The 24,727-nt window shown below is 65.0% G+C and carries 20 protein-coding genes and 1 riboswitch; of the genes, 13 read left to right on the top strand and 7 right to left on the bottom strand.

Going from position 1 to position 24,727, the window contains the following annotated elements:
- The first annotated feature begins 348 nt into the window (after positions 1-348).
- Positions 349-864, top strand: a complete 516-nt coding sequence (locus GGD62_RS12355; protein ID WP_018323598.1) for a L,D-transpeptidase — start codon at positions 349-351, stop codon at positions 862-864.
- Positions 865-920: 56 nt separating this feature from the next.
- Here GGD62_RS12355 and GGD62_RS12350 read toward each other — a convergent pair whose 3' ends face one another.
- Positions 921-1,511 carry a thermonuclease family protein gene (locus tag GGD62_RS12350; protein WP_183708652.1) on the bottom strand — a complete coding sequence of 197 codons (591 nt, stop codon included), beginning with the start codon at positions 1,509-1,511 and terminating at the stop codon, positions 921-923.
- A gap of 181 nt (positions 1,512-1,692) precedes the next feature.
- Between GGD62_RS12350 and GGD62_RS12345 the strand changes: the two genes are divergently transcribed.
- The 4 genes from GGD62_RS12345 to cysC all read left to right on the top strand — a co-directional run bounded on the left by GGD62_RS12345 (position 1,693) and on the right by cysC (position 7,449).
- On the top strand, positions 1,693-3,411 hold the full coding sequence (locus GGD62_RS12345) for a methyl-accepting chemotaxis protein (protein WP_183708650.1): 1,719 nt from the start codon (positions 1,693-1,695) through the stop codon (positions 3,409-3,411).
- Positions 3,412-3,566: 155 nt separating this feature from the next.
- On the top strand, positions 3,567-4,586 hold the full coding sequence (locus GGD62_RS12340) for a sulfotransferase family protein (protein ID WP_183708648.1): 1,020 nt from the start codon (positions 3,567-3,569) through the stop codon (positions 4,584-4,586).
- A 5-nt stretch (positions 4,587-4,591) separates the two neighbouring features.
- Positions 4,592-5,554, top strand: a complete 963-nt coding sequence (gene cysD, locus GGD62_RS12335) for a sulfate adenylyltransferase subunit CysD (RefSeq protein WP_183708646.1) — start codon at positions 4,592-4,594, stop codon at positions 5,552-5,554.
- Complete coding sequence (gene cysC, locus GGD62_RS12330) at positions 5,554-7,449, top strand: adenylyl-sulfate kinase (RefSeq protein ID WP_183708644.1); 1,896 nt, start codon at positions 5,554-5,556, stop codon at positions 7,447-7,449. The genes cysD and cysC overlap by 1 nt, the downstream gene beginning before the upstream one ends.
- Positions 7,450-7,514: 65 nt before the next feature.
- Here the strand turns inward: cysC and GGD62_RS12325 are convergent, their stop codons facing one another.
- Positions 7,515-7,724 carry a DUF1674 domain-containing protein gene (locus GGD62_RS12325; RefSeq protein ID WP_092251284.1) on the bottom strand — a complete coding sequence of 70 codons (210 nt, stop codon included), beginning with the start codon at positions 7,722-7,724 and terminating at the stop codon, positions 7,515-7,517.
- 189 nt (positions 7,725-7,913) lie between these two features.
- On the opposite strand from GGD62_RS12325, the gene GGD62_RS12320 reads away from it, so the two are divergent.
- From GGD62_RS12320 to purH, 3 genes are all read left to right on the top strand, one after another.
- Positions 7,914-9,260 carry an RsmB/NOP family class I SAM-dependent RNA methyltransferase gene (locus tag GGD62_RS12320; RefSeq protein WP_183708642.1) on the top strand — a complete coding sequence of 449 codons (1,347 nt, stop codon included), beginning with the start codon at positions 7,914-7,916 and terminating at the stop codon, positions 9,258-9,260.
- 157 nt (positions 9,261-9,417) lie between these two features.
- On the top strand, positions 9,418-11,136 hold the full coding sequence (locus GGD62_RS12315; protein WP_179732426.1) for a heparinase II/III family protein: 1,719 nt from the start codon (positions 9,418-9,420) through the stop codon (positions 11,134-11,136).
- 58 nt (positions 11,137-11,194) lie between these two features.
- A riboswitch (ZMP/ZTP riboswitch) is annotated at positions 11,195-11,276 on the top strand.
- A 25-nt stretch (positions 11,277-11,301) separates the two neighbouring features.
- Positions 11,302-12,894, top strand: coding sequence for a bifunctional phosphoribosylaminoimidazolecarboxamide formyltransferase/IMP cyclohydrolase (purH, locus tag GGD62_RS12310; RefSeq protein ID WP_183708640.1), 1,593 nt, complete (start codon positions 11,302-11,304; stop codon positions 12,892-12,894).
- A 115-nt stretch (positions 12,895-13,009) separates the two neighbouring features.
- On the opposite strand, the gene GGD62_RS12305 is transcribed toward purH, so the two are convergent.
- Positions 13,010-14,398, bottom strand: coding sequence for an MFS transporter (locus GGD62_RS12305; RefSeq protein ID WP_183708638.1), 1,389 nt, complete (start codon positions 14,396-14,398; stop codon positions 13,010-13,012).
- Positions 14,399-14,498: 100 nt separating this feature from the next.
- Between GGD62_RS12305 and ggt the strand changes: the two genes are divergently transcribed.
- A complete protein-coding gene (gene ggt, locus GGD62_RS12300) occupies positions 14,499-16,250 on the top strand; it encodes a gamma-glutamyltransferase (RefSeq protein WP_183708636.1) in 1,752 nt (583 codons plus the stop codon).
- Positions 16,251-16,385: 135 nt separating this feature from the next.
- Here the strand turns inward: ggt and GGD62_RS12295 are convergent, their stop codons facing one another.
- A complete protein-coding gene (locus GGD62_RS12295; RefSeq protein WP_183708634.1) occupies positions 16,386-17,051 on the bottom strand; it encodes a glutathione S-transferase family protein in 666 nt (221 codons plus the stop codon).
- Between the two features lie 164 nt (positions 17,052-17,215).
- Between GGD62_RS12295 and GGD62_RS12290 the strand changes: the two genes are divergently transcribed.
- From GGD62_RS12290 to panE, 4 genes are all read left to right on the top strand, one after another.
- The gene (locus GGD62_RS12290) at positions 17,216-17,812 is read left to right on the top strand and encodes a DUF2239 family protein (RefSeq protein WP_183708633.1); all 597 of its coding nucleotides are present in this window, start codon (positions 17,216-17,218) and stop codon (positions 17,810-17,812) included.
- Between the two features lie 84 nt (positions 17,813-17,896).
- Positions 17,897-19,246, top strand: a complete 1,350-nt coding sequence (locus GGD62_RS12285) for an MATE family efflux transporter (RefSeq protein ID WP_183708631.1) — start codon at positions 17,897-17,899, stop codon at positions 19,244-19,246.
- 103 nt (positions 19,247-19,349) lie between these two features.
- Positions 19,350-19,958, top strand: coding sequence for a 2-hydroxychromene-2-carboxylate isomerase (locus GGD62_RS12280; protein WP_183708629.1), 609 nt, complete (start codon positions 19,350-19,352; stop codon positions 19,956-19,958).
- A 122-nt stretch (positions 19,959-20,080) separates the two neighbouring features.
- Positions 20,081-21,004: a 2-dehydropantoate 2-reductase gene (gene panE, locus GGD62_RS12275; RefSeq protein WP_183708627.1), complete on the top strand. Its 924-nt coding sequence runs from the start codon at positions 20,081-20,083 to the stop codon at positions 21,002-21,004.
- A 182-nt stretch (positions 21,005-21,186) separates the two neighbouring features.
- Here panE and GGD62_RS12270 read toward each other — a convergent pair whose 3' ends face one another.
- From GGD62_RS12270 to GGD62_RS12260, 3 genes are all read right to left on the bottom strand, one after another.
- On the bottom strand, positions 21,187-21,780 hold the full coding sequence (locus tag GGD62_RS12270; protein ID WP_183236515.1) for a cytochrome c: 594 nt from the start codon (positions 21,778-21,780) through the stop codon (positions 21,187-21,189).
- A gap of 207 nt (positions 21,781-21,987) precedes the next feature.
- A complete protein-coding gene (locus GGD62_RS12265) occupies positions 21,988-23,268 on the bottom strand; it encodes a sorbosone dehydrogenase family protein (RefSeq protein ID WP_018323581.1) in 1,281 nt (426 codons plus the stop codon).
- 374 nt (positions 23,269-23,642) lie between these two features.
- Complete coding sequence (locus GGD62_RS12260; protein WP_183708625.1) at positions 23,643-24,629, bottom strand: NAD(P)-dependent oxidoreductase; 987 nt, start codon at positions 24,627-24,629, stop codon at positions 23,643-23,645.
- Between the last annotated feature and the right edge of the window lie 98 nt (positions 24,630-24,727).

The following is a 24,727-nucleotide window of genomic DNA, read 5'->3' as shown; positions in this document are numbered from 1 at the left end:
AACTTGGTCCCGGCTCTGCGGCGCACCGCTGCGCGCTGCGCGTTGTCCGGGACACGAGACTGCCTTTCGCACCGAGGCCCCAAAACAACAGCCGTTCACATCCTCACGCACTCGTCAGCGGGCGGGCCGGTGCGGCCGCATCTTTCCCGCCGAGTGTTGTTTTCAGGTCATTTACTTTATTTCGAACATTTCCTTTGTTCCCCCTGCTGACTGGCCCTTGGCAGCCGTGCGTGGAAACCAACCGGTTAACGGGCGCGGTTAAGAATGTCCCCTGACAAGGACGTGGCCAGCTGGCGATTGCCGGTTCTGCGTAATTTTGGACGATCCGTTCGGGCTAGGGGAAAATCGATGTCGATAAGGATTGCTGTGGCGCTCGCTGCCACCATCGGGGCTGGGGTCTTGATGTCGACGGCGGCGCAGGCGCGGCCGGAAATGGTTGGGGCACATCTGGCCGACTATTCTCCGGGCACGATCGTGGTCAAAACCAGCGAGCGGCGGCTTTATCTCGTCCTCGATAACGGCCACGCCGTGCGCTATCCGGTCGGCGTCGGCAAGTCCGGCAAGCAGTGGGCCGGCACCACCCGCATCGACGGCAAGTACCGCAATCCGGCCTGGTCGCCGCCCGCCGAGGTGAAGCGCGACAAGCCGAGCATCCCTGACGTCATTCCCGGCGGCTCGCCGCGCAACCCGATGGGCGTCGCGGCGATGACGCTGGCCGGCGGTGAATACGCCATCCACGGCACCAACGTGCCGGGCTCGATCGGCGGTTTCGTCTCCTATGGCTGCATCCGCATGCTCAACGATGACATCACCGATCTCTATGGCCGCGTCTCGGTCGGCACGACGGTGGTCGTGACGCGCTGATCGCCGGGATCAAGGCAAGACAAGAAAAGGCCGCGTCCGGAGACGCGGCTTTTTTGTTACCAGAAGCGCCAGCTGCGCGCGCACCAGCCGTCGCGATGGCCGCCATTGTAGCTTCGCGCAAAACCGCCGGCGAGCAATGCCGCCGAAACGTTCGCAGTCCGCCGGGTCGCGACGTCGGCGAGAACGCGGCCGTATCTGTCAGGGCCGAGATTGGCGATCGTCACGTCGCCCTGACCGAGCAGATCGCGCAATGCGCGGGCCGCGGCTTCGGCCTTGTCCTGCTCCTCCCGGCAAGACGCTTTCATCTCGGGCGCGTCGATGCCGCGCAACCGAACCCGCACGACGAGATCGCGGCCGCCGCGCTGACGAACCCGCGCGAGAAAGGTGTCGCCGTCGACGGTGCGAATGACGTCGACCGGCTCGCGAACATCGGGATGGCGCGCTTGCTCGAGAACGATCTCGGCGTTCCGCGTGCGATCGCCATCCGTGTCCGGAATTAGCCAGCCCATTCCGTGGCGGAAGGTGAGCACGACGGCCAGCGCGATGCCCACCACGAACATCCACGGCAATAATCCGGAGAAGCGCCGACCGAACGGCGAGCCGCCGAATTGCGGCCGATAGGGATTGGGTCGGTCCTGGAAACGCATCAACTCACGCTAGGACAGAGTCGGGGGAACTCAAAGCACGAGCGCGCACATAGCGGAACCATGCAGGAAAATTCCATTGTCGGATACGTCGGCCGTAGTTCTACTGGAGATCCGCGAATATTACCCAAATCTCAATCATTGGTTGCGAATACCTGTTATACAGCAACGCGAGGAGAGAGCGGTGGGGTCATTCAGGTTTCGCATTGGAACAAAGCTCGGCATCGTCACCGGCGTGAGCGTTGTGCTGGTCTGCGGCATGCTGACCAACCAGATGCTCGGCAACCGGTCGATCGCCGAATCCAATCGCCTGGTCACGATCAACTATCTCAACAAAGGCAATGCGCAAGCGGCGCAGACGGCCATGGCGCGGGCGCAGCTCGCAGCTCTCGAGATCAGCTCCGCCTCGTCAGCCGGAGAGGTTGACAAGCTCCTCGAGAATCTCCGCGCGCGAGCAGGCGAAGCCGGCGCGGAAATCGATGCGGCGACCGACCGGGCGACCCGCAAGGTCACCCAGGACGCCTATCGTGAGACCAAGAAATTCGTCGATGCGTATCTGGCCAGCGGCATTGAACTGGCGGGGGCGCAAAAGTCCGTCATTGGCGCCCCCACCGGCGGCGCCAGGACTGCGGCAGAGTCGACGAAGGCAACCATTCTCGCAGAGCGCATGCGTCCGGCAGCCCTGGAAGTCAGCAAACGGATCGACGATCTGGTCGGCGTTGCCAACGAATTCGCGGCGCGCCGCAAGGGCGAGATGCTGGCCGAACTCGACCGCGTCGCCACCTTCGCATTGATCGTCGGCGTCTTCGTCGTTCTGACGTTGATCGGGTCCGCCGTCTTTTCCGTGTCGAACATCGCCCGGCCGATCCGGCGCATCGGCGACGTGCTTCTTCAGCTCGCCGGCGGCAACAAGGCGGTCGAGATTCCCTACACGCGCCGCGGCGATGAGGTCGGCGACAACGCTCGCGCGGCTCAGACCTTCAAGGAAAACCTGATCCGTATCGAGCAGATGGAGGTCGAACAGAAGAATCAGGAAGCCGCTGCGGCCGCTCAGCGCAAGGAAGAAATGGCCCAGCTCGCCGGCGTGTTCGAAGCCGCGGTCGGCGGCATCATCGACTCCGTGTCAGCAGCCTCCCAGCAGCTCGAGGCAGCCGCCGGCACGCTGTCGGGAACCGCCGAAGAGACCCAGCAACTCTCCGGAATGGTCGCGGCGGCCTCGGAGGAAGCGTCCACCAACGTCGGAGCGGTCGCGTCCGCCGCCGAGGAAATGAGTACCTCGGTCGTCGAGATCGGTCGCCAGGTCCACGATTCCAGCCGCATCGCCAGCGAAGCGGTCAGGCAGGCGGAGCGCACCGACGTCCGGATCAATGAACTGCTCAAGGCGGCGGGCCGAATTGGCGACGTCGTCAAATTGATCACCGCGATTGCCGAACAGACCAACCTCCTGGCGCTGAACGCAACGATCGAGGCGGCGCGCGCCGGCGAATCCGGCCGCGGCTTTGCAGTCGTGGCGAGCGAGGTGAAGGCGCTCGCAGCGCAAACCGCGCGAGCGACCGAAGAGATCAGCGCGCAGATCGCCGGCATGCAATCGGCAACCGAGGACTCCGTCGGAGCGATCAAGGAAATCGGCGCGACCATCGCCCGCATTTCAGACATTTCGTCCACCATTGCAGCGACGATCGAAGAACAGGGTGCAGCGACGGCCGAGATTGCGCGCAACGTCAGCGAAGCCGCCAAGGGAACCGTCGAAGTCGCAGACAAGATCGCCCAGGTCAGTCATGGCGCGAGCGCGACCGGCGCGGCGTCGGGGCAGGTGTTGGCATCGGCGCGATCGCTGTCGAGTGAAAGCAGCCTCTTGAAGACGGAAGTCGAGAAGTTCCTCACCACCGTGCGCGCGGCATGAAACGGCGTAGCGGCGACGAGCAGTTCTTCAATGCTCGTCGCATATGGATAGCGCCTCCGGGATTCCCCGGAATTGTCCGGCACCATGGACAACTGTAGGTTGGAATAGATCTCACGAGCAATCGCTCGTGGAACTCCCTGCAGTAGGCCCCCGACATGAACATCGACGCAATCTCCGCCGATTCGCTCGAACGAATGGCCGATCTCGTTCGGCAGCAGCATAGTTCCCTCGACACCATGCTGCTGTCCCCGGTGGGCGAATTCCAGACCAGAGCCGTCACGCTCGCGACGTTGATGCGTGAAGTGACGGACTGCCTCGCCGAGGATTTCCTGCATCGTCCGGCGCAGGACTTTCCGATGCTCTATTTTGCATGTGGCAAGGCCAGAGTCGGATCGACCGCCCTCAGCAATCTGTTCGGCATGACCGGCATGCCTTCATATTATCAACCGCTGAAGGCGATCCTGCGCGACGCGCTCGTCGGCCGCCCGCTGGCGCCCTGGATCATCCCCTCGGCAAGCGACGAGCCGCACATCTTCAGCAAGGAAACGATCGGGCCCTACGTCCTTGCCGAGAGCTTGTTCAATCCGCTGCAGCTCTTGGTCGAAGCAGGCTATCCGCGCCACCGTCTGCATCTCATCATGCTCGACCGCGAGCCGGCGAGTTCGCTGGCGTCATGGCTCGAGAAGCTGATTTCTCGCGCGCCCGAAGACACATTGCTGCGGCACTATGTCGTTGCCGCACTCAGCGCAGCCCGCGTCGCGAGTTACGCGCAACAACACGGCGTTCCCGTCACGCACTACGTCTACGAGGTAAGCAAGGAGGCGCTGTCGTCGGTGCGCATCTTGTTCGACCGCCTCGGCCTTTCGAGCAGCTTTACCGAGAATGCCGTGACGTCATGGCAGGAACCGGGAGACGTGCAGGCAAACAACGCGCGCGTCATCTTCCCGAGCGAAGCGACGATCTACAAGGTGCCCAATCTGCACACCTCCGATAGCGCCTATCGCTACCAGCGCCGCGCGACGGCCTCGATGAGCGAAGCTCAGCTGGAGATTCTGGAGCGCTGCGGGGTCAATGACGCCTATCGAGCTTCGGTCGCGGCGTGCGTTCGCGATCTCGGCCTGAATGCCTCAACGTCGGCGCATCTGTTCGGCGAATGGTTCGCCGAGGCCGCGTGATCAGCATGCTGGACATTCCCACGAGCACCGAGCCCGCCCTCCTTGAAAGAACCGGCCGCAAGCAGCTTCACACCGCCAGTCATCTCCGGCGCCTCGAGGCGGAAAGCATCCACATCTTGCGGGAGACGGCGGCCGAATTCCGCAAGCCGGTGATGCTGTATTCCATCGGCAAGGACTCCTCGGTTCTGCTGCACCTGGCGATGAAGGCCTTTCATCCCGGCAAGCCGCCGTTTCCGCTGCTGCATGTCGACACGACATGGAAATTCCGCGAGATGATCGCGTTTCGCGACCGCCGCGCGCGCGAACTCGGCATCGACCTGATCGTCCATACCAACAATGACGGCTTGAGCCAGGGCATCGACCCCTTCACCCACGGCTCGGCCCGCTACACCGACGTCATGAAGACGCAGGCGTTGCGGCAGGCGCTGGACCTCCACGGCTTCGACGCCGCGATCGGAGGCGCGCGGCGCGACGAGGAGAAATCGCGCGCCAAGGAGCGCGTGTTCTCGCACCGGAGCGCGGCGCATCGCTGGGATCCGAAGAACCAGCGGCCCGAGCTGTGGAGCCTGTACAACACGACGCTGGCGCCCGGCGAGAGCATGCGGGTGTTTCCGCTGTCGAACTGGACCGAACTCGACGTCTGGGACTACATCCTCGCCGAGGACATCCCGATCGTTCCGCTCTATCTGGCGGCTTCGCGCCCGGTGGTCGAGCGCGACGGCGCGCTGATCATGGTGGACGACGAACGGATGCCGCTGCTTGCAGGCGAAGAGCCGCGATGGCGCTCCGTCAGGTTTCGCACCCTCGGCTGCTATCCGCTCAGCGGCGCCACGGTCTCGACCGCGGCAACATTGCCAGAGATCGTGCGCGAGATGATGGCCTCGCGCACCTCCGAGCGGCAGGGACGCATGATCGACCGGGACAGTGCCGCATCGATGGAGCGCAAGAAAGCGGAAGGCTACTTCTGATGTCCTATCACGAGGCCCCCACGATCGCCGCCTCCGGTGCGCCGCGACTCGAACAGGATGATCGTCCGACGCTGCGCTTCGTCACTTGCGGCAGCGTCGACGACGGCAAGAGCACGCTGGTCGGCCGGCTGCTCTACGATTCCAAGACGCTGCTCGACGACCAGATCGACGCGCTGGCGTCCGAGAGCCGGACGGTCGGCACCACCGGTGGCGATTTCGACTTCGCGCTGCTCGTCGACGGCTTGCAGGCCGAGCGCGAGCAGGGCATCACGATCGACGTCGCCTACCGCTTCTTCGCCACCAGGCTGCGCCGCTTCATCGTCGCCGACACGCCGGGGCATGCGCAGTACACGCGCAACATGGCGACCGGCGCCTCCAACGCCGATCTTGCCGTGGTGCTGGTCGATGCCCGCAAGGGCGTGATCACGCAGACGCGGCGCCACAGCCACATCCTGTCGCTGTTGGGTATCCGTCACGTCGTGCTCACCGTGAACAAGATGGACCTGATCGGATTCGACGGGGGTCGCTTTGCGGCCATCACTGCCGAATACCTGACCATGGCCGGACAGCTCGGAATCCCGCAGGTCCAGTGCATTCCGGTCGTCGCACCCGACGGCGACAACATCGTCACGGCCAGCGCGCGGATGCCCTGGTACACCGGGCCGACGGTGACGGCCTATCTGGAATCGGTCGACGTTTCCGGCGATGTCTCGCAGCGGCCGTTCCGGTTGCCGGTGCAATGGGTCAACCGGCCGCATGCCGAGTTTCGCGGCTTCTGCGGCCGGATCGCCAGCGGAACGATCGCGACCGGCGAGACCATCGCCGTGCAGCCGTCGGGCCGTCAGACGCGCATCGCGCGCATTCTCACGCCCGGCGGCGAGCGCGATCGGGCTGCGGCGGGCGAATCGGTGACGCTCACATTGACCGACGAGATCGACGTCAGTCGCGGCGACGTGCTGACGGCGGGACCCGCGCCACAGGTCTCCGATCAACTGGCGGCGCATCTGGTCTGGTTCGACGACGAGGCCATGGTCGCGGGCCGTCGCTATTTGCTCAAATGCGGCGCGGCCTCGACCGGCGCGGTGATCACGACGCTCAAGCACCGCATCGCCATCGACACCATGGCGCATGAAAGCGCCGCCACGCTCGACGCCAACCAGATCGGCTACGCCCATCTCAGCCTCGACCGTCCCTTGGTGTTCGAGGCCTATCGCGACGACCGCGACATGGGCAGCTTCATTCTCGTCGATCCGATCAGCCACCGCACCGCCGCCGCGGGAATGATCGATCTCTCGCTCCGCCGCGCCACCAACATTCATTGGCAGCGGCTTGCCGTCGACAAATCCGTGCGGGCGCGGCTGAAGCAGCAGCGGCCCTGCGTGCTCTGGTTCACAGGGCTGAGCGGTGCCGGCAAATCGACAATCGCCGATCTCGTCGATCGCAGGCTTGCCGAACTCGGACGCCACGCCGCACTGCTCGACGGCGACAATCTCCGCCACGGCATCAACCGCGACCTCAGCTTCTCCACCGCCGACAGGGCGGAGAACGTCCGACGCACCGCGGAGATCGCGGCGCTGTTCGTCGACGCCGGCATGATCGCGCTGGTCGCGCTGATCTCACCGTTCCGCAGCGAGCGCGAGCTGGCGCGCGGGCGGGTCGAGACAGGCGAGTTCATTGAGATCCATGTCGCGACCCCGCTCGCCGAATGTGAGCATCGCGATCCCAAGGGGCTCTATCGCAAGGCACGGGCGGGAGAGCTGCCGTCGTTCACCGGCATCGATCATCCCTACGAGACGCCGCAGGCGCCGGAGATCACCGTCGACACGTCAGAAATGTCGACTGACGCGGCCTGCGAGCGCATCATCCGCTATCTCAGGGAGAATCATTACCTTTAGTGGCAGGACCTTTAGTGGCAAGACCTTTAGCAGCAAGGGCGGACAGCCTTAGGACCGGCGATCGCTCAGAAGTCGGAGGCGATGCCCTTGCGCTCCCAGTCGCCGTAGCGGGTCGGCTCGGGTCCCTTGGGTCCCTGCAATTCCTTCGGCGCCGCCTTGCCGTCCTCCTTGGCCTGCACGGCTGCGGCCTGCCGGCGCGCCTCGGCTTCGGCCAGCGCGCGCTTGGCTGCCGGCGTGAGCTGCTTGCGGTCGGAAACGGGAGACTGGTCACTCATCGCCAGGCTTTCTAGCGCAGGACGAGCCGCAACGCGATGTCCAATAACGCATTCCTGAAATCGGCCCGGAAGGGCTGAAAAAGCCGGAAGCGATTCTTACATTTGGCATATTCGCGTGCCAGAGATTGGGTTCTCAAGGCATGCGCCCATTGCGGCGGAACTGCCGCTCGCTCAGAACCTTGCTTCCGCATGCCATCTCAACGTTTCGCCCCTCCGTCCGAAGTGCCCGGTCTCGCGGCGCGACGGATTGCCGCCGACATCGTCGACGGCGTGCTGCACAAGCACCGTACGCTCGATGACCAACTCGACGGCGGCGGCGCCCATCCCGGACTGAAGACGCTGGCCGACCGCGACCGCGCGCTGATGCGGCGCCTGGTCGCCACGGTGCTGCGCCGGCTCGGCACGCTCGGTCATGTACTGTCCCGCCTGCTCGACAAGGGCATCCCCTCCGATGCGCCGCGCGCGCAAAGCGCGCTCCTGATCGGCGCGGCGCAGATCCTCTGGATGGACGTGCCGGATCACGCGGCCGTCGACCTCTCCGTTCGCCTGGTGCAATCCGACCGGCGCGCCGCGCGCTATGCCGGCCTCGTCAATGCCGTGCTGCGCCGCTGCGCGCGCGAGGGCACGGCGCTGGTCGAGGAGGTCGCCGCGCAATCGCTGGATCTGCCGCCATGGCTGCTCGCGCGCTGGAGCGCGCATTATGGCGAAGCAACCGCAAGGGAGATGGCGCTGGCGCTCGGCCACGAGCCGTCGCTCGATCTCACGGTGAAATCCGATGCCGCGCAATGGGCGAGCCGCCTGCACGGCGAGACGCTGCCGACCGGGACGGTGCGGATGCTGCTGCACGGCTCGGTGACCATGCTGCCCGGCTTCGCCGAGGGACAATGGTGGGTGCAGGACGCCGCCGCCGCGCTGCCGGCCCTGTTGTTCGGCGACGTCAAGGGCAAGTCCATTGCCGATCTCTGCGCCGCCCCCGGCGGCAAGACCGCGCAACTGGTGCATGCCGGCGCGCAGGTCACGGCGATCGACCGCTCGCCAGCCCGGGTGACGCGGCTGCGTGAAAACCTGGCGCGGCTGTCGCTCCAGGCCGAGACCGTCGTCGCTGACGCCGTGGAATGGGCCGGCCCTGCCGAAGGCTTCGACGGTATTTTGATCGATGCGCCCTGCACGTCGACCGGCACGATCCGCCGTCATCCCGATGTGGCGTGGCTGCGGCAGGAATCCGATGTCACCGCCATGACTGTGCTGCAGCAGCGGCTGCTGCGAAAATCGGTATCGTTGCTAAAGCCGGGCGGCACGCTGGTCTACTGTACCTGCTCGCTGGAACCCGAAGAGGGCGAGCAGGCCGTGGCCACGCTGCTGGCAAGCGAGCCCGCGCTTCGCCGCGTCCCGATCGAGGCGTCGGAAGTCGCGGGCCTGGACGAAATCATCACAGGGGACGGTGATCTGCGTACCCTGCCCAGCCATCTGCCGAACGCCGATCCCAAGCTCGGCGGGCTCGACGGGTTTTTCGCGACCCGGCTCGTTAAATCCTGATTTTGCACCGGATTTTGCGGCCGCGACGCTGATTCGCACACGTTCAAGGTGGTGTCAGACGTCCGATTTTGGGATTAATAGGGATTCGTCGGAATCCTCTCCCCCTTCAAGGCAAAGCGTGTCGGTCGCTCAACGCAGACGTATCTCGACGCTGGTCATGAACCGCTTCGCGCGGAACATGCTCGCGCGCGCGAGCGGCGGTTCCGTTGCGCTGTCGCGGGTCTGGCCCGGCCGCACCGACCGGCTGATCATCGCGCCGCATGATCTGCGCACCGCGGATGCGACTCGCGCCGCCGAAATCTATGCCGGCCGCTTCGTCTTCGCCGGCAAGATCGTCAATTGCCACGGCCGTTCGATCTTCGATCTCGAGCCGCCGTCGGAGGATTGGGAAGTCGCGCTGCTCGGCTTCGGCTGGCTGCGCCATTTGCGCGCCGCCGACACCGCGCTGACACGGGCGAATGCGCGCGCGCTGATCGAGGACTGGATCGCCAACCCCGCCAACAAGCGCCGGCCGGTCGCCCGACGTGCCGACGTGCTGGCCCGGCGCGTGATCTCGCTGCTGTCGCAGGCGCCGTTGGTGCTCAACGAGACCGACAACAAGTTCTACCGCCGTTACCTGCGCGCCCTCGCGCGCGAGATCCGCTTCCTGCGCTACACCATGGTCAACATTCCCGACGGGGTGCCGAAGCTCCAGGTGCTGATGGCGCTGTGCTATGCGGCCTTGTGCCTTGCCAACCAGGCCGGCCAAATCCGCAGCGCATCGAAGAAGCTGTCGGACGAATTGCAGCGGCAGATCCTGCCCGACGGCGGACACATCTCGCGCAATCCGGGGGCGCTGATTGAACTCCTGATCGACCTGTTGCCGCTGCGGCAGACGTTTGCTGCGCGCAACATCGCGCCGCCACCGGCGCTGCTCAACGCGATCGACCGCATGATGCCGATGCTGCGCTTCTTCCGCCACGGCGACGGAAATTTCGCGCTGTTCAACGGCATGAGCGCGACATCGTCCGACCTGCTCGCAACGCTGCTCGCCTATGACGACACCCACGGCGCGCCGATGGCAAACATGCCGCATACCGGCTTTCAGCGCCTCGATGCCGGCCAGACCACTGTGATCATCGACACCGGCCCGCCGCCGCCAGCCGGCGTCAGCCACGACGCCCACGCCGGCTGCCTGTCGTTCGAACTGTCTTCCGGCATCAGCCGCATCGTCACCAATTGCGGCATGCCGACCACGGGCCGCGACAATTGGCGGCCGTTCGCCCGCGGCACCGCGGCGCATTCGACGCTGACCTATCACGATACTTCGTCGTGCCAGTTCGTCGAGATGTCGGCGATGAAGCGGCTCTTGCACGGCTCGCCTGTTACCAGCGGGCCCGTCGAGGTCGAGAGCTATCGCGAGATCGTGCAGAACGGCACGCTGCTCACGACCTCGCATGACGGCTATCTCTCCAAATTCGGCGCGATCCACCGCCGCGTGCTGATGATCGCCAATGACGGCGCGCGCATCGACGGCGAGGACACGCTGTCGCCGCCGCAGGGCGGGCGCTTCAAGGGCGCCGACGCTGACTTTGCGCTGCGCTTCCATCTGCATCCGGCAGTGAAGGCGAGCCGGCTGTCGGATGCGCGCGGCGTCATGCTGGTGCTGCCGAACCGCGACGTCTGGACCTTCGAGGCGCTCGACGACAAGGTCGACCTCGAGGACAGCGTGTTCCTGGCCGGCAATGACGGGCCGCGCCGCACTGCCCAGATCGTGATCCGGCAGGACGCGAGGCAGGCGCCTTCGATCCGCTGGAGCTTTGTCCGCTCCACGGCATCGCCGACCGTCACCAATGCCCGCCGCAACGCCCGGCGCGAACCGGAACTTCCGCTGTAAACGCGCGGATTCAGCCCTATCTGATCGTTGTGAAGCACGCCGAAAACTGCTATCGAGCCCTCGCTCGCGCGACTGGCGACCTTGGATGGAGCACCATCGGGAAGCGCGACACATATCTGCCGCGCGCCTGGGCATAGACACTCCTTAAGACAGAGGATCTTGCTCATGACTGACCATCCCCGCCGCGCCACCCGCGCGCTTCTTTCCGTCTCCGACAAAACCGGCCTGATCGAATTCGCAAAGGCGCTCGCCGCCCATGATGTCGAGCTGGTTTCGACCGGCGGCACGGCAAAAGCGATCGCCGCGGCCGGCCTCAAGGTGAAGGACGTTTCCGACCTCACCGGCTTCCCCGAGATGATGGACGGCCGCGTCAAGACCTTGCATCCGAAGGTGCATGGCGGCCTGCTCGCGATCCGCGACAATAGGGAGCACGCGGACGCGATGAAGGCGCACGGCATCGCGCCGATCGATCTTCTCGTCGTCAATCTCTATCCGTTCGAGGCGACCGTCGACAAAGGCGCCGGCTTCGAGGATTGCATCGAGAATATCGACATCGGCGGCCCCGCGATGATCCGCGCCGCCGCGAAGAACCATGATGACGTCGCCGTTGTCGTCGAGGCAGATGACTACAAGGCCGTGCTCGACGAGCTCGCCGCCAACAAGGGCGCGACCACGCTGAAACTGCGGCGGCGGCTTGCCGCGAAGGCCTATGCGCGCACCGGCGCTTACGATGCCGCGATCTCGAACTGGTTCAATCGCCAGCTCGAGATCGACGCGCCCGACTTCCGTGCCTTCGGCGGCAAGTTGATCCAGTCGCTGCGCTACGGCGAGAACCCGCACCAGACCGCGGCCTTCTACGCGACCCCCGACAAGCGCCCGGGCGTCTCCACCGCACGGCAGCTCCAGGGCAAGGAGCTCTCCTACAACAACATCAACGACACTGACGCCGCCTATGAATGCATCGGTGAGTTCGACGCCAGACGCACCGCCGCCTGCGTCATCGTCAAGCACGCCAACCCCTGCGGCGTCGCGGAGGGATCGAACCTCGTCGACGCCTATCGCAAGGCGCTGGCCTGCGATTCCACCTCGGCCTTCGGCGGCATCATCGCGATGAATCGTCCGCTGGACGCAGATACGGCCCGCGAGATCACAAAGATCTTCACCGAGGTGATCATCGCGCCCGACGCCACCGAGGAGGCGATCGCCATCATCGGCGGCAAGAAGAACCTCCGCCTCCTGCTCGCCGGCAGCCTGCCCGATCCGCGCGCGCCTGGCATCACCGCCAAGACGGTCGCCGGCGGCCTGCTGGTGCAGAGCCGCGACAACGCCGTCGTCGACGACATGACGTTCAAGATCGTGACCAAGCGTGCGCCCACGGACACGGAGATGCGTGACCTCAAGTTTGCGTTCCGGGTCGCAAAACACGTCAAGTCCAACACCATCATCTACGCCAAGGATCTCGCCACCGTCGGCATCGGCGCCGGCCAGATGAGCCGGGTGGATTCGGCCCGCATCGCCGCGCGCAAGGCCCAGGATGCGGCGAGCGAGCTGAAGCTCGCCGAGCCGCTCACCAAGGGCTCGGTGGTGGCGTCGGATGCGTTCTTCCCCTTCGCCGACGGCATGCTCGCCTGCATCGAGGCCGGCGCCACCGCGGTGGTGCAGCCCGGCGGCTCGATGCGCGACGACGAGGTGATCAAGGCCGCCGACGAGCACGGCATCGCCATGGTGTTCACGGGCACGCGGCATTTCCGGCACTGAGCCTTTCACCACAAGCGTAGCCCGGATGGAGCGAAGCGAAATCCGGGTCAGCGCCTCCACGGAAACAGGTTTCCCGGATTGCGCTGCGCTTCATCCGGGCTACGAAGGCCCGCGGCTAATCCCGCACCCGCATCAACAGCCCCAGCCCAGCGACGAAGAACACCACCAGCACGGCCATGCCGGCCTTCTGGCTCGCGGTCACCGCCGTGATCGTGCCGATCAGCAACGGTCCGATGAAGGACGTCACCTTTCCGGTCAGCGCGAACAGGCCGAAATACTGCGCGATGCGGTCCTTCGGAGCGAGGTGAATCAGCAGCGTGCGCGAGGCCGCCTGGAGGGGGCCGCCGGCCGCACCGATGAAGCAGCCCAGCACGAGATAGGCGCGCTCGGCCGCGCTCGAGAACAAGGGAGCGTCTGCTTGCGGCGGCGGCGCGACCTTGATGAACAACACACTGTCCTTGTCGACCAGGAGAATCGCCGCCACGGACAGCAGCAGCACGAGCAAGCTGCCGGCGATGACGCGCTTCGGCCCGAGACGATCATCCAGCTTGCCGCCGAACCATGCGCCAAATGCGCCGGCAATCGCGAGCATGATGCCGAAGGTGCCGATCTGGATGGTGTGCCAGCCGAAGGTGCCCGCGGCATAGATGCCGCCGAAGGCGAACAGCGACACCAGACCATCCGTATAGATCATATTGGCGAGCAGAAATGCCGCCAGCGATCTCTGCTGCGGCAAGCCTCTGATCGATTGCCTCAGCTCCCACAGCCCCTCGCGCAACGCCTCGCGCACCGGGCGCTTCGCCGGATAATCCGGCGTGAACAGGAACAGCGGTGTCACGAAGACGATGAACCACAGCCCGGTCAGCGGCCCCACAATGCGATCGCCCTGATGGCTGACCGGATCGAGCCCGAATAGCGGCGTGAAGCCCAGCAATGTGCGGCCGGTCTGCGGGTTGGCCGCGAGGAAGCCGAGCACGATGATCAGGCTGACGATCCCGCCGACATAGCCGGTGGCCCAGCCGGTGCCGGAGAGCCGTCCGATCCGCTCCGGCGGCACCAGCGTCGGCATCATCGCATTGTTGAAGAGGGTGGCGAATTCCGCGCCGACGCTGGCGAGCGCGACTGCGGTGAGCAGGGGCGGAATGATGGAGGGATCGCCGGGCTTGCCGATCCACAGCGTGCAGGATGCCGCCACCAGCAGCGCACCGAACCCCGCGATCCACGGCTTCCGGCGGCCCGAGGCGTCCGCGATGGCCCCCAGCACCGGCGACATCAACGCGATCGCAAGGCCCGCGGCCGCCATCGCAAATCCCCACAGCGATTGGCCGGTGGCGGGGTTCGGCGCAATGCTGGTGGCGAAATAGGGCGCGAACACGAAGGTCGTGATCAGCGTGAAATACGGCTGCGCGGCCCAGTCGAAGAAAATCCAGCTGACGACGGCGGCGCGCGGCGGATAGGTCCGCGCCACGCCGGCCATGCGCACATCCGGGGCGATCGTCGTCATCGCGCAGTCCTCATCACGAACAGTTTTGCCTCTCTTGGGGCAAACCGTATAGCATTGCAGCGAGGCATGTGAACTGGTTCGAAGCCACGGCGGAAGCTTGATGATGTCGTCATATTCGACAAGGCGGACATTTTTCGCCTTCATAGCCGCCCTGGCGTTTGGTCTGTCACCGGCAGCCGCCCAGGATGCGCGACGGGCCTATGTCCCAGCCGCGCCTGACACGGTACGCGCCGTCGCCGCCGAGCACGGCATGGTCGTAGCGCAGGAGAAGATATCCGCGCAGATCGGTGCCGATATCCTGCGGAGCGGTGGCAATGCGGTCGATGCTGCGGTCGCGACCGGCTTTGCGATGGCCGTGACCTATCCGCGTGCCGGCAATATCGGCGGCGGCGGCTTCATGGTGATCCATTCCGCGGACCGCAACGAAGACATCACGATCGATTACCGCGAGACGGCGCCGGCAGCGACCACGCCGCAAATCTTCCTCGGCGCCGACGGCAAGCCCGATATTGCGAAGTCACGGGATTCCGCCCTCGGCGTCGGCGTGCCCGGCACGGTTGCCGGTCTTTCCCTCGCGCTGGAAAAATACGGCTCCGGCCAGTTCACGCTGGCGCAATTGCTCGCGCCCGCCATCGCGCTTGCCCGCGACGGCTTCGTCGTCGGTGACGACATGGCCGACACGATGCCGGCCTGGCACCGGCGGCTGGCTCGCTGGCCGTCTTCGGCCAAAATCTTCTCGCGGCCCGACGGCACGCCGATCGGTGAAGGCGACAGGCTGGTGCAGGGCGATCTCGCTGAAACCCTGTCGGCCATCGCCGCACTGGGGCCACGCGGCTTCTATGAGGGACCGGTCGCGGAAAAGCTCGCCAAGGCCGTGACGGATGCCGGCGGCATCATGACGCCAGCCGATTTGAAGGCCTATCAGGCCGTGACCCGCACGCCGGTGCGCGGCACCTATCGCGGCTATGACATCGTGTCGATGCCGCTGCCTTCGTCGGGCGGCGTCGTGCTGGTAGAGACCCTCAACATCCTCGAGGGCTTTCAGCTTGCCGATCTGAAGCAGGGCTCACCGGCCTCGCTGCATCTTCTGATCGAGGCCATGAAGCGCGCCTATGCCGACCGCGCGCGCTATCTCGGCGATCCCGCCTTCGTCAACGCACCGATCGAGACGCTCGTCGCGAAGGACTACGCCGCCAAGCTGCGCGCCGGCATCTCTCCCGAACGTGCCACGCCGTCGAAGGAGCTCGTTTCCGCGGCTCCCTCGCCGCGCGAGGGCAGCAACACCACGCATTTCTCCGTCGTCGATGGACGCGGCAATGCCGTCAGCAACACCTATACGCTGAACTTCAGCTACGGCGTGGGCCTCGTTGCCGACGGCACCGGCGTGCTGCTCAACAACGAGCTCGACGATTTCACCGCCGCAATCGGCGCCTCCAATGCCTACGGTCTCGTCGGCTTCGAGGCCAATCTGCCGGGCCCCGGCAAGCGGCCGCTGTCCTCGATGTCACCGACCATCGTGCTCAGGGACGGCAAGCCGGTGCTGGTGACGGGCTCGCCCGGCGGCAGCCGCATCATTTCAAGCGTGCTGCAGGTCATCGTCAACGTGCTCGACTACAAGATGGATGTTGCGGCCGCCGTCGCAGCGCCACGGCTGCATCACCAATGGTTGCCCGATGAAGTGCGCGTCGAGCGCGGCTTTCCCAGCGATGTTCTGGATAAGCTGAAGGCGATGGGCCACGTCATCGTCGAGCCGATGGGGCAGACGTCGGCCAACTCGATTGTCGTGACACCCAACGGACCGCTCGGCGCGCCCGATCCGCGCACGCGGGGCGCAGAAGCTGCGGGGCAGTAACAACGTCATCTGCATGGCACGGGAGCGCGGATCCGCTAGCTCTCGCTGTCACGCGTGCTATCGCGACATGAACACGCCGGAGCGCCGGACGTACTGGGCCTACGCGGCGGGCTAGGCGCTCGACGGCATGACTAACTACCGTCCCACCTGGTATGGCCCGCCCTTTTCAAGCGCGCGCGCATAGGCCGGGCGCGCGTGGATGCGCTCGAGAAACGCCATCGCCTTGGGATGGCCCTGCTCGAGCCCGCCGCGCGCCTGCGCCGCTTCCAGCGGAAAGCTCATCTGGATGTCGGCTACGGTGAATTCGTTGCCGGCAAACCATTCGCTCTTGCCGAGCTCGCCTTCCCAGTAATCCATGTGCTGCTTGAGCTGCGGGTTGACCAGCGTGGTGAGCGCCTGGTTCGAGACCTTGCGCACCAGCGGACGAAGCAGCGCAGGCGCGCGCTTCGGCATCAGCGTGAACAGCAGCTTCAGCAGCAACGGCTGCATCGCAGATCCCTCGGCATAATGCAGCCAATAGGTGAAGCGCAGCCGCTCCGGCGTGTTCGGCGGCGGAATCAGCCGGCCGTTGCCATAGGTCGCGATGAGATATTCGATGATCGCGCCGGACTCGGCGATGGTGTTGCCGTTGTCGGTGATGACGGGCGACTTGCCGAGCGGATGAATGGCGCGCAGCTCCATCGGCGCGCGCATGTCCGGCTGGCGCTGATAGCGCACGATCTCGTAGGGCACGCCCAACTCTTCGAGCAGCCACAGCACGCGCTGCGAGCGGGAATTGTTGAGGTGGTGAACGGTCAGCATTGGCGAGGTCCCCGGGCTAGGCGTGGTGGCTAGGCGTGGTCGGTCGGCGGCGCCGTTCGTGCCAGCCCGCGATCACAATGTCGAGCCATCAGGACGGATATTTTCACCCGGGTATATTGACGTCGATAATTTACCCGGGTATTAAATGGCCCAACGTCGTCAAAATGGCAATGATTCCAATGCAGAAGATTTTCACCGCCTTCCAGGGGCAGCGCCGCCTGGTGTCCGGGCCGGCAGGCGAGGTCGCGCTGGTCGTCAAGCGGGTGGCGACGCGGCCGGACGAGCCCATCATCATCTTCGAGGACGGCACGGGTCGATCGATCGACTTCGATCTGCGCGGCGGGGATCGCGAGGTCCTGGCGCGGTTGGCGAAGCTTGTGCCGCCGCCGGTCGAGGAGAGCACGCCGCCGAGCGAGCCGCGCGGGCGCGGGCGGCCGAAGCTCGGCGTGGTCGCGCGCGAGGTGACGTTGCTGCCGCGACACTGGGAGTGGCTCGGCACGCAGCCGGGCGGCGCCTCGGTCGCGCTGCGCAAGCTCGTCGATGAGGCCAGGCGCGCGAGCGGCGATAAGGGCCGCGAACGGCAGGCGCGCGATGCGGCCTATCACTTCATGTCGACCATGGCGGGCAACCTGCCGCAGTTCGAGGAAGCCTCGCGCGCGCTGTTTGCCGATGACCGGCGACGCTTCACCGGGTTGATCGCAGACTGGCCTGTCGATATCCGCGACCACATCGTCAAGCTCGCCTACAGCGACCGCGCTTAAGGCGCTCTGTCTCGCGTTCCCATCGACGGCCGAGCCGCGCATTGCGCGGCAACGGCTTCGCACGCCCTGATGAAAGGCCAATCCATGTCTGCCCCCAAGCCGCTCTGGACGACATTCCTCCGCTTCCTCGCACCCTTGATGCTGAGCAACGCGCTGCAATCGCTGTTCGGCACCGTCAGCAACGTCTATCTCGGCCAGATGATCGGCATTGATGCGCTCGCAGCTGCCTCGGCGTTCTTCCCGGTGATGTTCTTCCTGTTCGCCTTCGTCATGGGGCTGAGCACCGGCGCGACCGTGCTGATCGGCCAGGCCTTTGGCGCGGGCGAGCACGGCCGGATCAAGAGCGTCGTCGGCACGACGCTCGCGATCGGCCTTCTGCTTTCAATCTCAGTGGCGCTGATCGGCGGGCTCCTCAGCCGTCAGCTGATGATGGCGCTCGCCACGCCCGCGGACATTCTCGACCAGGCCAGCGCGTATGCGCAGATCATGCTGCTGACGATGCCGCTCGGCTTCGTCTTCCTGCTGATGACGGCGATGATCCGCGGGGTCGGCGATGCGCTGACGCCGCTGCTGGCGTTGGCGTTGTCGACCGCGATCGGCCTGATCCTGACACCGTTGTTGATCCGTGGGTCGTTCGGACTGCCGGCGGCCGGCATCACCAGCCCGGCGTGGGCGGCGGCGATATCGAACGCGCTCACGCTGATCGTGCTGGCGTTCTATCTGCTGCGAAAGAAACACGCGCTCGCGCCGGACGCGGCGCTGCTGCGTCACCTGCGGCTCAACCGCGCCATGCTCGGAAAGATTCTCGGCATCGGATTGCCGAGCGCTATCGGCATGGTGGTGATGGCGATCGCAGAGCTGGTCTTGCTCGGCCTCGTCAACGGGTTTGGATCGGACGCCACTGCGGCCTATGGCGCCGTCAACCAGGTGATGGGCTACACCCAGTTCACGGCGATGTCGATTTCGATCGCGGTCTCGATCCTCGGTGCACAGGCTGTCGGCAGCGGTGACAGAGCCCGGCTCGACGGCATCGTGCGGACCGGGCTCGCGTTCAACCTCGTTTTGACCGGCGGGCTCGTGGCGCTGATCTATCTCGCGCCGCGCGCGATCCTCGGCATCTTCATCACCGATGCCGCCGTGGTCGATCTGGCAAAAGGCCTGCTCGACATCGCCCTGTGGAGCTCGGTGCCGTTTGGCCTCGCCACAGTGTTCTCAGATGCCATGCGCGCGGCCGGCGTCGCATTGACGCCCATGCTGCTCTCGATCTTCGCGATCCTCGCGATCGAGCTGCCGGCCGCGGTGATCCTGAGCCACACGATCGGCCTTGCGGGCGTGTGGGCCGCCTATCCCATCGTGTTCTGCGCCATGTTTGTTTTGCAGATGGGCTATTACCTCCTGGTCTGGCGCAAGCGGGCGATCCGGCGGCTGGTCTGATTCCCAAAGTATTATGCTCATCATTAAACGGTAGACCCGCAGGGCACGCTGCGTCACAATGCGGGAAAAGCCAGATCAAAAAAGTTAGGTCACGGAGAACGATTTGCCCCGCACAGCCCCGCAGTTCCTGTTCGATTTCGGCAGCCCGAATGCCTATCTCAGCCACCTCGCGATCCCCGCGATCGAGCAGCGCATCGGCGTCAAGTTCGAATACGTCCCGATTCTGCTCGGAGGCATCTTCAAGTCGACCAACAACAAGTCGCCCGCCGAGACGCTCGCGGGCATCAAGAACAAGCGTGAATTCCAGCAGGTCGAGACCGAGCGCTTCATCAAGCGCTTCCATGTCCAGCCCTATGTCTGGAATCCGCATTTCCCCGTCAACACGCTGAATCTGATGCGCACGGCGATCGCCGCGCAGCTCGAAGGCGTGTTCGAAAGATACGTCGAGGCGGCCTTCCACCACATGTGGCGCGAGCCGAAGAAAATGGACGATCCCGAGATTGCGGCGAAGGCGCTGGCGTCCTCCGGCCTCGAAGCCCAGAAGCTGTTTGCCCGTGCCGGAGAGCCCGAGGTGAAGGGCAGGCTGATCAAGAACACCGAGGAAGCGGTCGCCCGGGGCGCGTTCGGCTCGCCGACCTTCTTCGTCGGCAACGAGATGTTCTTCGGCAAGGAGCAGCTGCGCGAGGTCGAGGAGATGGTGCTCGGGACCTAGCCGCTCATTCTCCGGCGACAGAATGTGATCGCCGCAACATTCTGGACTGCTTCGCTTCGCTCGCAATGACGATTATAAGTGGCCGCCAACAGCAATAATCAAGAGCAACAATGGAGTATCCCATGCGTATCCTCGTGGTCGGCGCCGGCGCCATTGGCGGCTATTTTGGCGGCAGGCTCTTGCAGGCCGGCCGCGACGTCACCTTCCTGGTCCGGCCGCGCCGCGCCGGTGAGCTCGCAAGCGCCGGCCTCGTCATCAAGAGCCCGAATGGCGACGTGACCTTGAAGAATCCCCCGACCGTGCAGGCCGACGCGCTCAAGGACAAGTTCGACGTCGTGCTCTTGAGCTGCAAGGCATTCGATCTCGACGACGCCATCAAATCGTTTGCGCCAGCGGTCGGACCTGACACGGCGATCATCCCGATGCTCAACGGCATGAAGCATCTCGATATCCTCGATGCCAAATTCGGCAAGGAGCGCGTGCTCGGCGGCCTCTGCGCCATCGCGGCGACCCTGAACGAGAAGCGCGAGGTGGTGCAGCTCCAACCGATGCAGTCGCTGAACTACGGCGAGCGCGACGGAAAGCTGTCAGATCGCGTCAAGGCGATCGACGAGGCCTTCAAGAGCGGCATCACCGGCGCCGCCGCCAGCCAGAACATCATGCAGGACATGTGGGAGAAGTGGGTGTTCCTGTCCTCGCTTGCGGCCTCCACCAGCCTGATGCGCACCTCTGTCGGCAACATCCTCGCCGCGCCCGGCGGTCGCGATTTCCTGCTCGGCATGCTGGACGAGACCACCGCCATCGCCACCGCGTCGGGCTATACGCCGGGCGGGCCGTTCTTCGAGCGGGTGAAGGGCAACCTCACCGCCGAGGGCTCGCCGATGACGGCCTCGATGTTCCGCGACATCAAGGCGGGGCTGCCGGTCGAAGCCGATCACGTCATCGGAGATCTCATCGCGCGCGCCGATGCCGCCAAGGTGCCGGTACCCAAGCTGCGCATCGCCTACACGCATTTGAAGGCCTATGAGAAGCAGCGGGCGGAGTAGCTCAGCACTCGGTCGTCGTCCCGGGGCGCGCTAAGCGCGAACCCGGGACCCACCACACGGAGCAGTGTGACGCGACCCTCCCACTCCGACTCTTCGCAAAAACAGCATCCTGTGGGTATGGGTCCCGGCTCTGCGCTTCGCTTGTCCGGGACGACAGCGGAGCTTGTGGCAACGGATCCGCACTACTTCAAATGCGCGAGATAGTGCGAGACGGCGGTGATTTCCTCGTCGCTCATGTGATAGGCGACATCGGCCATCGCGGCGACGCCGCCGCCGACGCGCTGGCCAGCTTTGTAGTCGCGCAACGCCTTGACCAGATATTCCTCGCGCTGGCCAGCCAGTCGCGCCACTCCCTTGGTCCCGGCGAAGCTGTCCGTATGGCATGAGGCGCAGCGGCGGCCGGCGGAAACTTGCGCGCCTTTCTTCGACAGGTCCGGATCGCTGTCCTCCGGTCCCTTCGGCGGCGTCAGCTGCGAGAAATAGGCGCCGAGATTGCGGATGTCCTCATTGGTGATCTCCTCGACGATCGGCTGCATCTGATCGTTCTTGCGCGAGCCCGCGCGGAAGAACACGAGCTGCCACTGGATGAACTGATCAGGCTGGCCGGCCAGCGAGGGGATGTTCTCGGTCTGCGAAATGCCGTTCTCGCCGTGACAGCCGGAGCAGACGGCTGCCTTCTCCTTGATCGCAGCGTTGTCCGCAGCCTGAGCCGGGACGAATGCGAGCGCTGCAAGCGAAAGCGCGCCGATGGCGTACGAAGAAAACTGGCGGCGCATCGTGGGAATTCCGATCTATCTAGCTCATTCCAGGGCGTGCGAAGCACGAGCTAAGATGCGCAATTGCGCAGCTGAGACTCCATAACCCCGATTCGTGGTTATGGGTTCCGGACTTGCGCTGGCGCGCAATCCGGAACGACAGCGTGGCTTTGAAATGAAAGAGACTGCGGCACCTTCCGGCCACCGCAGCCTCGTATCGTACCCGTGCTACTTCTTGCTGTAGCTGATGCGGTAGATCGCGCCGGCCCAGTCGTCCGCGACGAGGATCGAACCATCCTTGTCGAGCAGGATGTCATTGGGACGGCCGAGATAGCCCTGGTCACCCTCGAGCCAGCCGGAGGCGAAGATCTCCTGCTTGGGATTCTTGCCGTCGGGCCCGACGATTACGCGCACGATGCGCGCGCCCTGGTACTTGTGACGATTCCAGGAGCCGTGCTCGGCGATCAGGATGTTGTTCTTGTAATCGGCGGGGAATTGATTGCCGGTGTAGAACTTCATGCCGAGCGGAGCAACATGCGCGCCGAGATTCAGCACCGGCGGCGTGAACTCGGAGCATTTGTGGCCCATGGCGAACTTGTCGTCCGGCAGGTTGCCCTGGTGGCAATAGGGATAGCCGAAATGCTCGCCGATCCGGTTGATCATGTTCAGCTTGTCCGAGGGCAGATCATCGCTGATCCAGTCGCGGGCATTCTCGGTGAACCAGAGCTTGCCGGTGCGCGGATCGACGTCGCCGCCGACCGAGTTGCGGACGCCCAGCGCCCAGATTTCGGCGTTGCCGGTCTTGGGATCGACACGCCGGATCTGCGACACGCTGGTCGGAGGGATGCCGACGTTGAAGGGAGGTCCGAACGGCAGGAAGAACCAGCCTTCCTTGTCGACCGCGATGTATTTCCAGCCATGCGCGGCATAGGACGGCATGTCGTCATAGACGACCTTGCCGTCGCCGAGCTTGTCGAGATTGGCCTCCGCATTGTCGTAGCGGATCAGCTTGTCGACGGCGATGACGTAGAGCGCACCGTCCTTGAAGGCGAGACCGGTGGGCATGTTCAGGCCCTTAAGGACGGTCTTGACCTCCTTCTTCCCGTTGTTGTCCTTGATGGCATAGACGTTGCCGAGGCCGAACGAGCCCACGAACAGCGTGCCCTTGTCACCCCAGGCCATCTGCCGCGCGGCCAGCACGCCGGAGGCGTAGACCTCGATCTTGAAGCCTGCCGGCAGCTTGATCTTCTTGACGATGTTGGCGAGCTCGGCATCGGACGCGCCGGTCGGCGGTCCCGAGGGCGGCGCGAGGCCCTTCTGCGCCTCGGTCTCGTCGCCGAGGAACCAGTCATCGGGCGGATGGGTCCAGAACTCCTTGGTGCCGGATTCGTATTTCTTCAGCGCCCGGTTCTTGTCCTGCTGCTGCGCATTGCCAGCGCTGGTCCCCGCGAGAAAGGCAACCGCTGCAAGCGCCAGAACGGATTGAAAGACGGATCGATGGAATTTCATCGCGTCACTCCCCTAAGGCAGCCGTCAGGGCTGCGCATTATTTTATTTTGCTAGTCGAGAGGCGAAGTTTTAAGTCCGTCGGCACGACAGACGCAAAAAGGTTAGCACATCTGCGACCGGTGAGAAGCGCGCCGCGTGCGCCGCCGTTGCGCTCCGGAAAAATTGAGACGGAATGTCAACGGACGAACGCCGCGACACCGCTCTCGCTGCAGCGCGGAATCAATTGGCGCGCGGATCGTTCGCAGCCGGCGGGAGGGGGTGGACCTACAAAAACGCGAAAACAACCCCATGCACAGTAGAACGGCTCAAGCGGCTTGCTCCCGGCGAGACCAGACAGACATCTGACGCGTCGAGCAAAACAGCAAATCCGGCGCCTAAGAGGCGACCGGGTAGGGTCCGTCGTCGAACACCGCGTCATGATAGCCCTTCGAGCCGATCTCACGCGCCAGCGGGCTACGGAAATCGCGCTCCGTGCGCAGGCTGTGCAACACATGCGCGAAATCGAATTCCGGCCGCCAGCCCAGCTCGCGCCGCGCGCGTTCGTTGACATAGACACGGTCGATCTCGGGGAGGAGGTTCCAGCCCCGCGCCGCGTAAAGCCGCGCGCAATCCGGGTAGAGCTCGCGCACGACACCGGCCGCATCGCGCGCAAGCGCGGCGAGATGGCGCGGCTCGAACGGGCTGGTGGCGGAGACGATGTAGCGGGCGAAGCCGATCTTCGGGGCGCGTTCGGCGGCGAGCAGATGCGCGCTCACGGCGTCCGCGATATCCAGCCGGCGATAGAGCAGCTCGTTGGCCTGCGCGTTCTCCAGCGTGTAAGCCGAGCGCATCGCCGGATCGTCATCGTCTTCCGGAAAGAAGCGCGAGGTCCGCAAGACGACGACCGGCAGGGCGCGCTCGCGATAGAACAGCTCGCACAGGGTCTCCGCCATCAGTTTTGTGGTGCCGTAGATGTTCTTCGGCACCGGCGGCAGATCCTCGGTGACCCACACGGCGGCCTGTCCCGCCCCGGAGCGGAGCTGCGAGCCGAACGCGCTGGTGGTGCTGGTGAAGACGAAGCTGCGCACGCCCGCGCTCGCTGCCGCCTCGAGCAGGTTGAGCGTGCCGGTGACGTTGCTGTCGACAAAATCCTGCTTGCCATGGGTCGCCACATGCGGCATGTGCAGCGTCGCGGTGTGGATGACGGCGGTGACGCCGTGGATCTGGCTGCGCACGAAGCCGGGATCGACGATTGAGCCGACCGCGTCGGTGAAGGGCGAGGGCTTCAGGTCGATCCCGCGCGCTGGGGAACCGCACCCGCGCAGGGTGCGGAGGATGGCTTCGCCGAGATGGCCGGCACTGCCGGTGACCAGAATTGTCATGGGATCCCAACTGCCCCTATCTGAACGGCGGAAGGACGTTCCGCTGAGGAATTCTGGCGAGGCGCGCTGCCAGCGACCCCTGCGAACGGAACAAAAAG

Source organism: Bradyrhizobium sp. ERR14, from assembly GCF_014198235.1.
Lineage (GTDB): Bacteria > Pseudomonadota > Alphaproteobacteria > Rhizobiales > Xanthobacteraceae > Bradyrhizobium.
Note: the sequence above shows the minus strand (reverse complement) of the source record. Positions and strands in the feature narration are given on the sequence as shown.

What these genes read in the sequence shown, in the direction of transcription:
- GGD62_RS12315 (WP_179732426.1), top strand. Translation starts at nt 9,418, where the DNA reads ATGAACCGCTTCGCGCGGAACATGCTCGCGCGCGCGAGCGGCGGTTCC.
- GGD62_RS12265 (WP_018323581.1), bottom strand. Translation starts at nt 23,268, where the DNA reads ATGAAATTCCATCGATCCGTCTTTCAATCCGTTCTGGCGCTTGCAGCG.
- GGD62_RS12290 (WP_183708633.1), top strand. Translation starts at nt 17,216, where the DNA reads ATGGCAATGATTCCAATGCAGAAGATTTTCACCGCCTTCCAGGGGCAG.
- GGD62_RS12295 (WP_183708634.1), bottom strand. Translation starts at nt 17,051, where the DNA reads ATGCTGACCGTTCACCACCTCAACAATTCCCGCTCGCAGCGCGTGCTG.
- GGD62_RS12270 (WP_183236515.1), bottom strand. Translation starts at nt 21,780, where the DNA reads ATGCGCCGCCAGTTTTCTTCGTACGCCATCGGCGCGCTTTCGCTTGCA.
- purH (WP_183708640.1), top strand. Translation starts at nt 11,302, where the DNA reads ATGACTGACCATCCCCGCCGCGCCACCCGCGCGCTTCTTTCCGTCTCC.
- panE (WP_183708627.1), top strand. Translation starts at nt 20,081, where the DNA reads ATGCGTATCCTCGTGGTCGGCGCCGGCGCCATTGGCGGCTATTTTGGC.
- GGD62_RS12325 (WP_092251284.1), bottom strand. Translation starts at nt 7,724, where the DNA reads ATGAGTGACCAGTCTCCCGTTTCCGACCGCAAGCAGCTCACGCCGGCA.
- GGD62_RS12285 (WP_183708631.1), top strand. Translation starts at nt 17,897, where the DNA reads ATGTCTGCCCCCAAGCCGCTCTGGACGACATTCCTCCGCTTCCTCGCA.
- GGD62_RS12350 (WP_183708652.1), bottom strand. Translation starts at nt 1,511, where the DNA reads ATGCGTTTCCAGGACCGACCCAATCCCTATCGGCCGCAATTCGGCGGC.
- ggt (WP_183708636.1), top strand. Translation starts at nt 14,499, where the DNA reads ATGATGTCGTCATATTCGACAAGGCGGACATTTTTCGCCTTCATAGCC.
- cysD (WP_183708646.1), top strand. Translation starts at nt 4,592, where the DNA reads ATGCTGGACATTCCCACGAGCACCGAGCCCGCCCTCCTTGAAAGAACC.
- GGD62_RS12355 (WP_018323598.1), top strand. Translation starts at nt 349, where the DNA reads ATGTCGATAAGGATTGCTGTGGCGCTCGCTGCCACCATCGGGGCTGGG.
- GGD62_RS12320 (WP_183708642.1), top strand. Translation starts at nt 7,914, where the DNA reads ATGCCATCTCAACGTTTCGCCCCTCCGTCCGAAGTGCCCGGTCTCGCG.
- GGD62_RS12340 (WP_183708648.1), top strand. Translation starts at nt 3,567, where the DNA reads ATGAACATCGACGCAATCTCCGCCGATTCGCTCGAACGAATGGCCGAT.
- cysC (WP_183708644.1), top strand. Translation starts at nt 5,554, where the DNA reads ATGTCCTATCACGAGGCCCCCACGATCGCCGCCTCCGGTGCGCCGCGA.
- GGD62_RS12260 (WP_183708625.1), bottom strand. Translation starts at nt 24,629, where the DNA reads ATGACAATTCTGGTCACCGGCAGTGCCGGCCATCTCGGCGAAGCCATC.
- GGD62_RS12305 (WP_183708638.1), bottom strand. Translation starts at nt 14,398, where the DNA reads ATGACGACGATCGCCCCGGATGTGCGCATGGCCGGCGTGGCGCGGACC.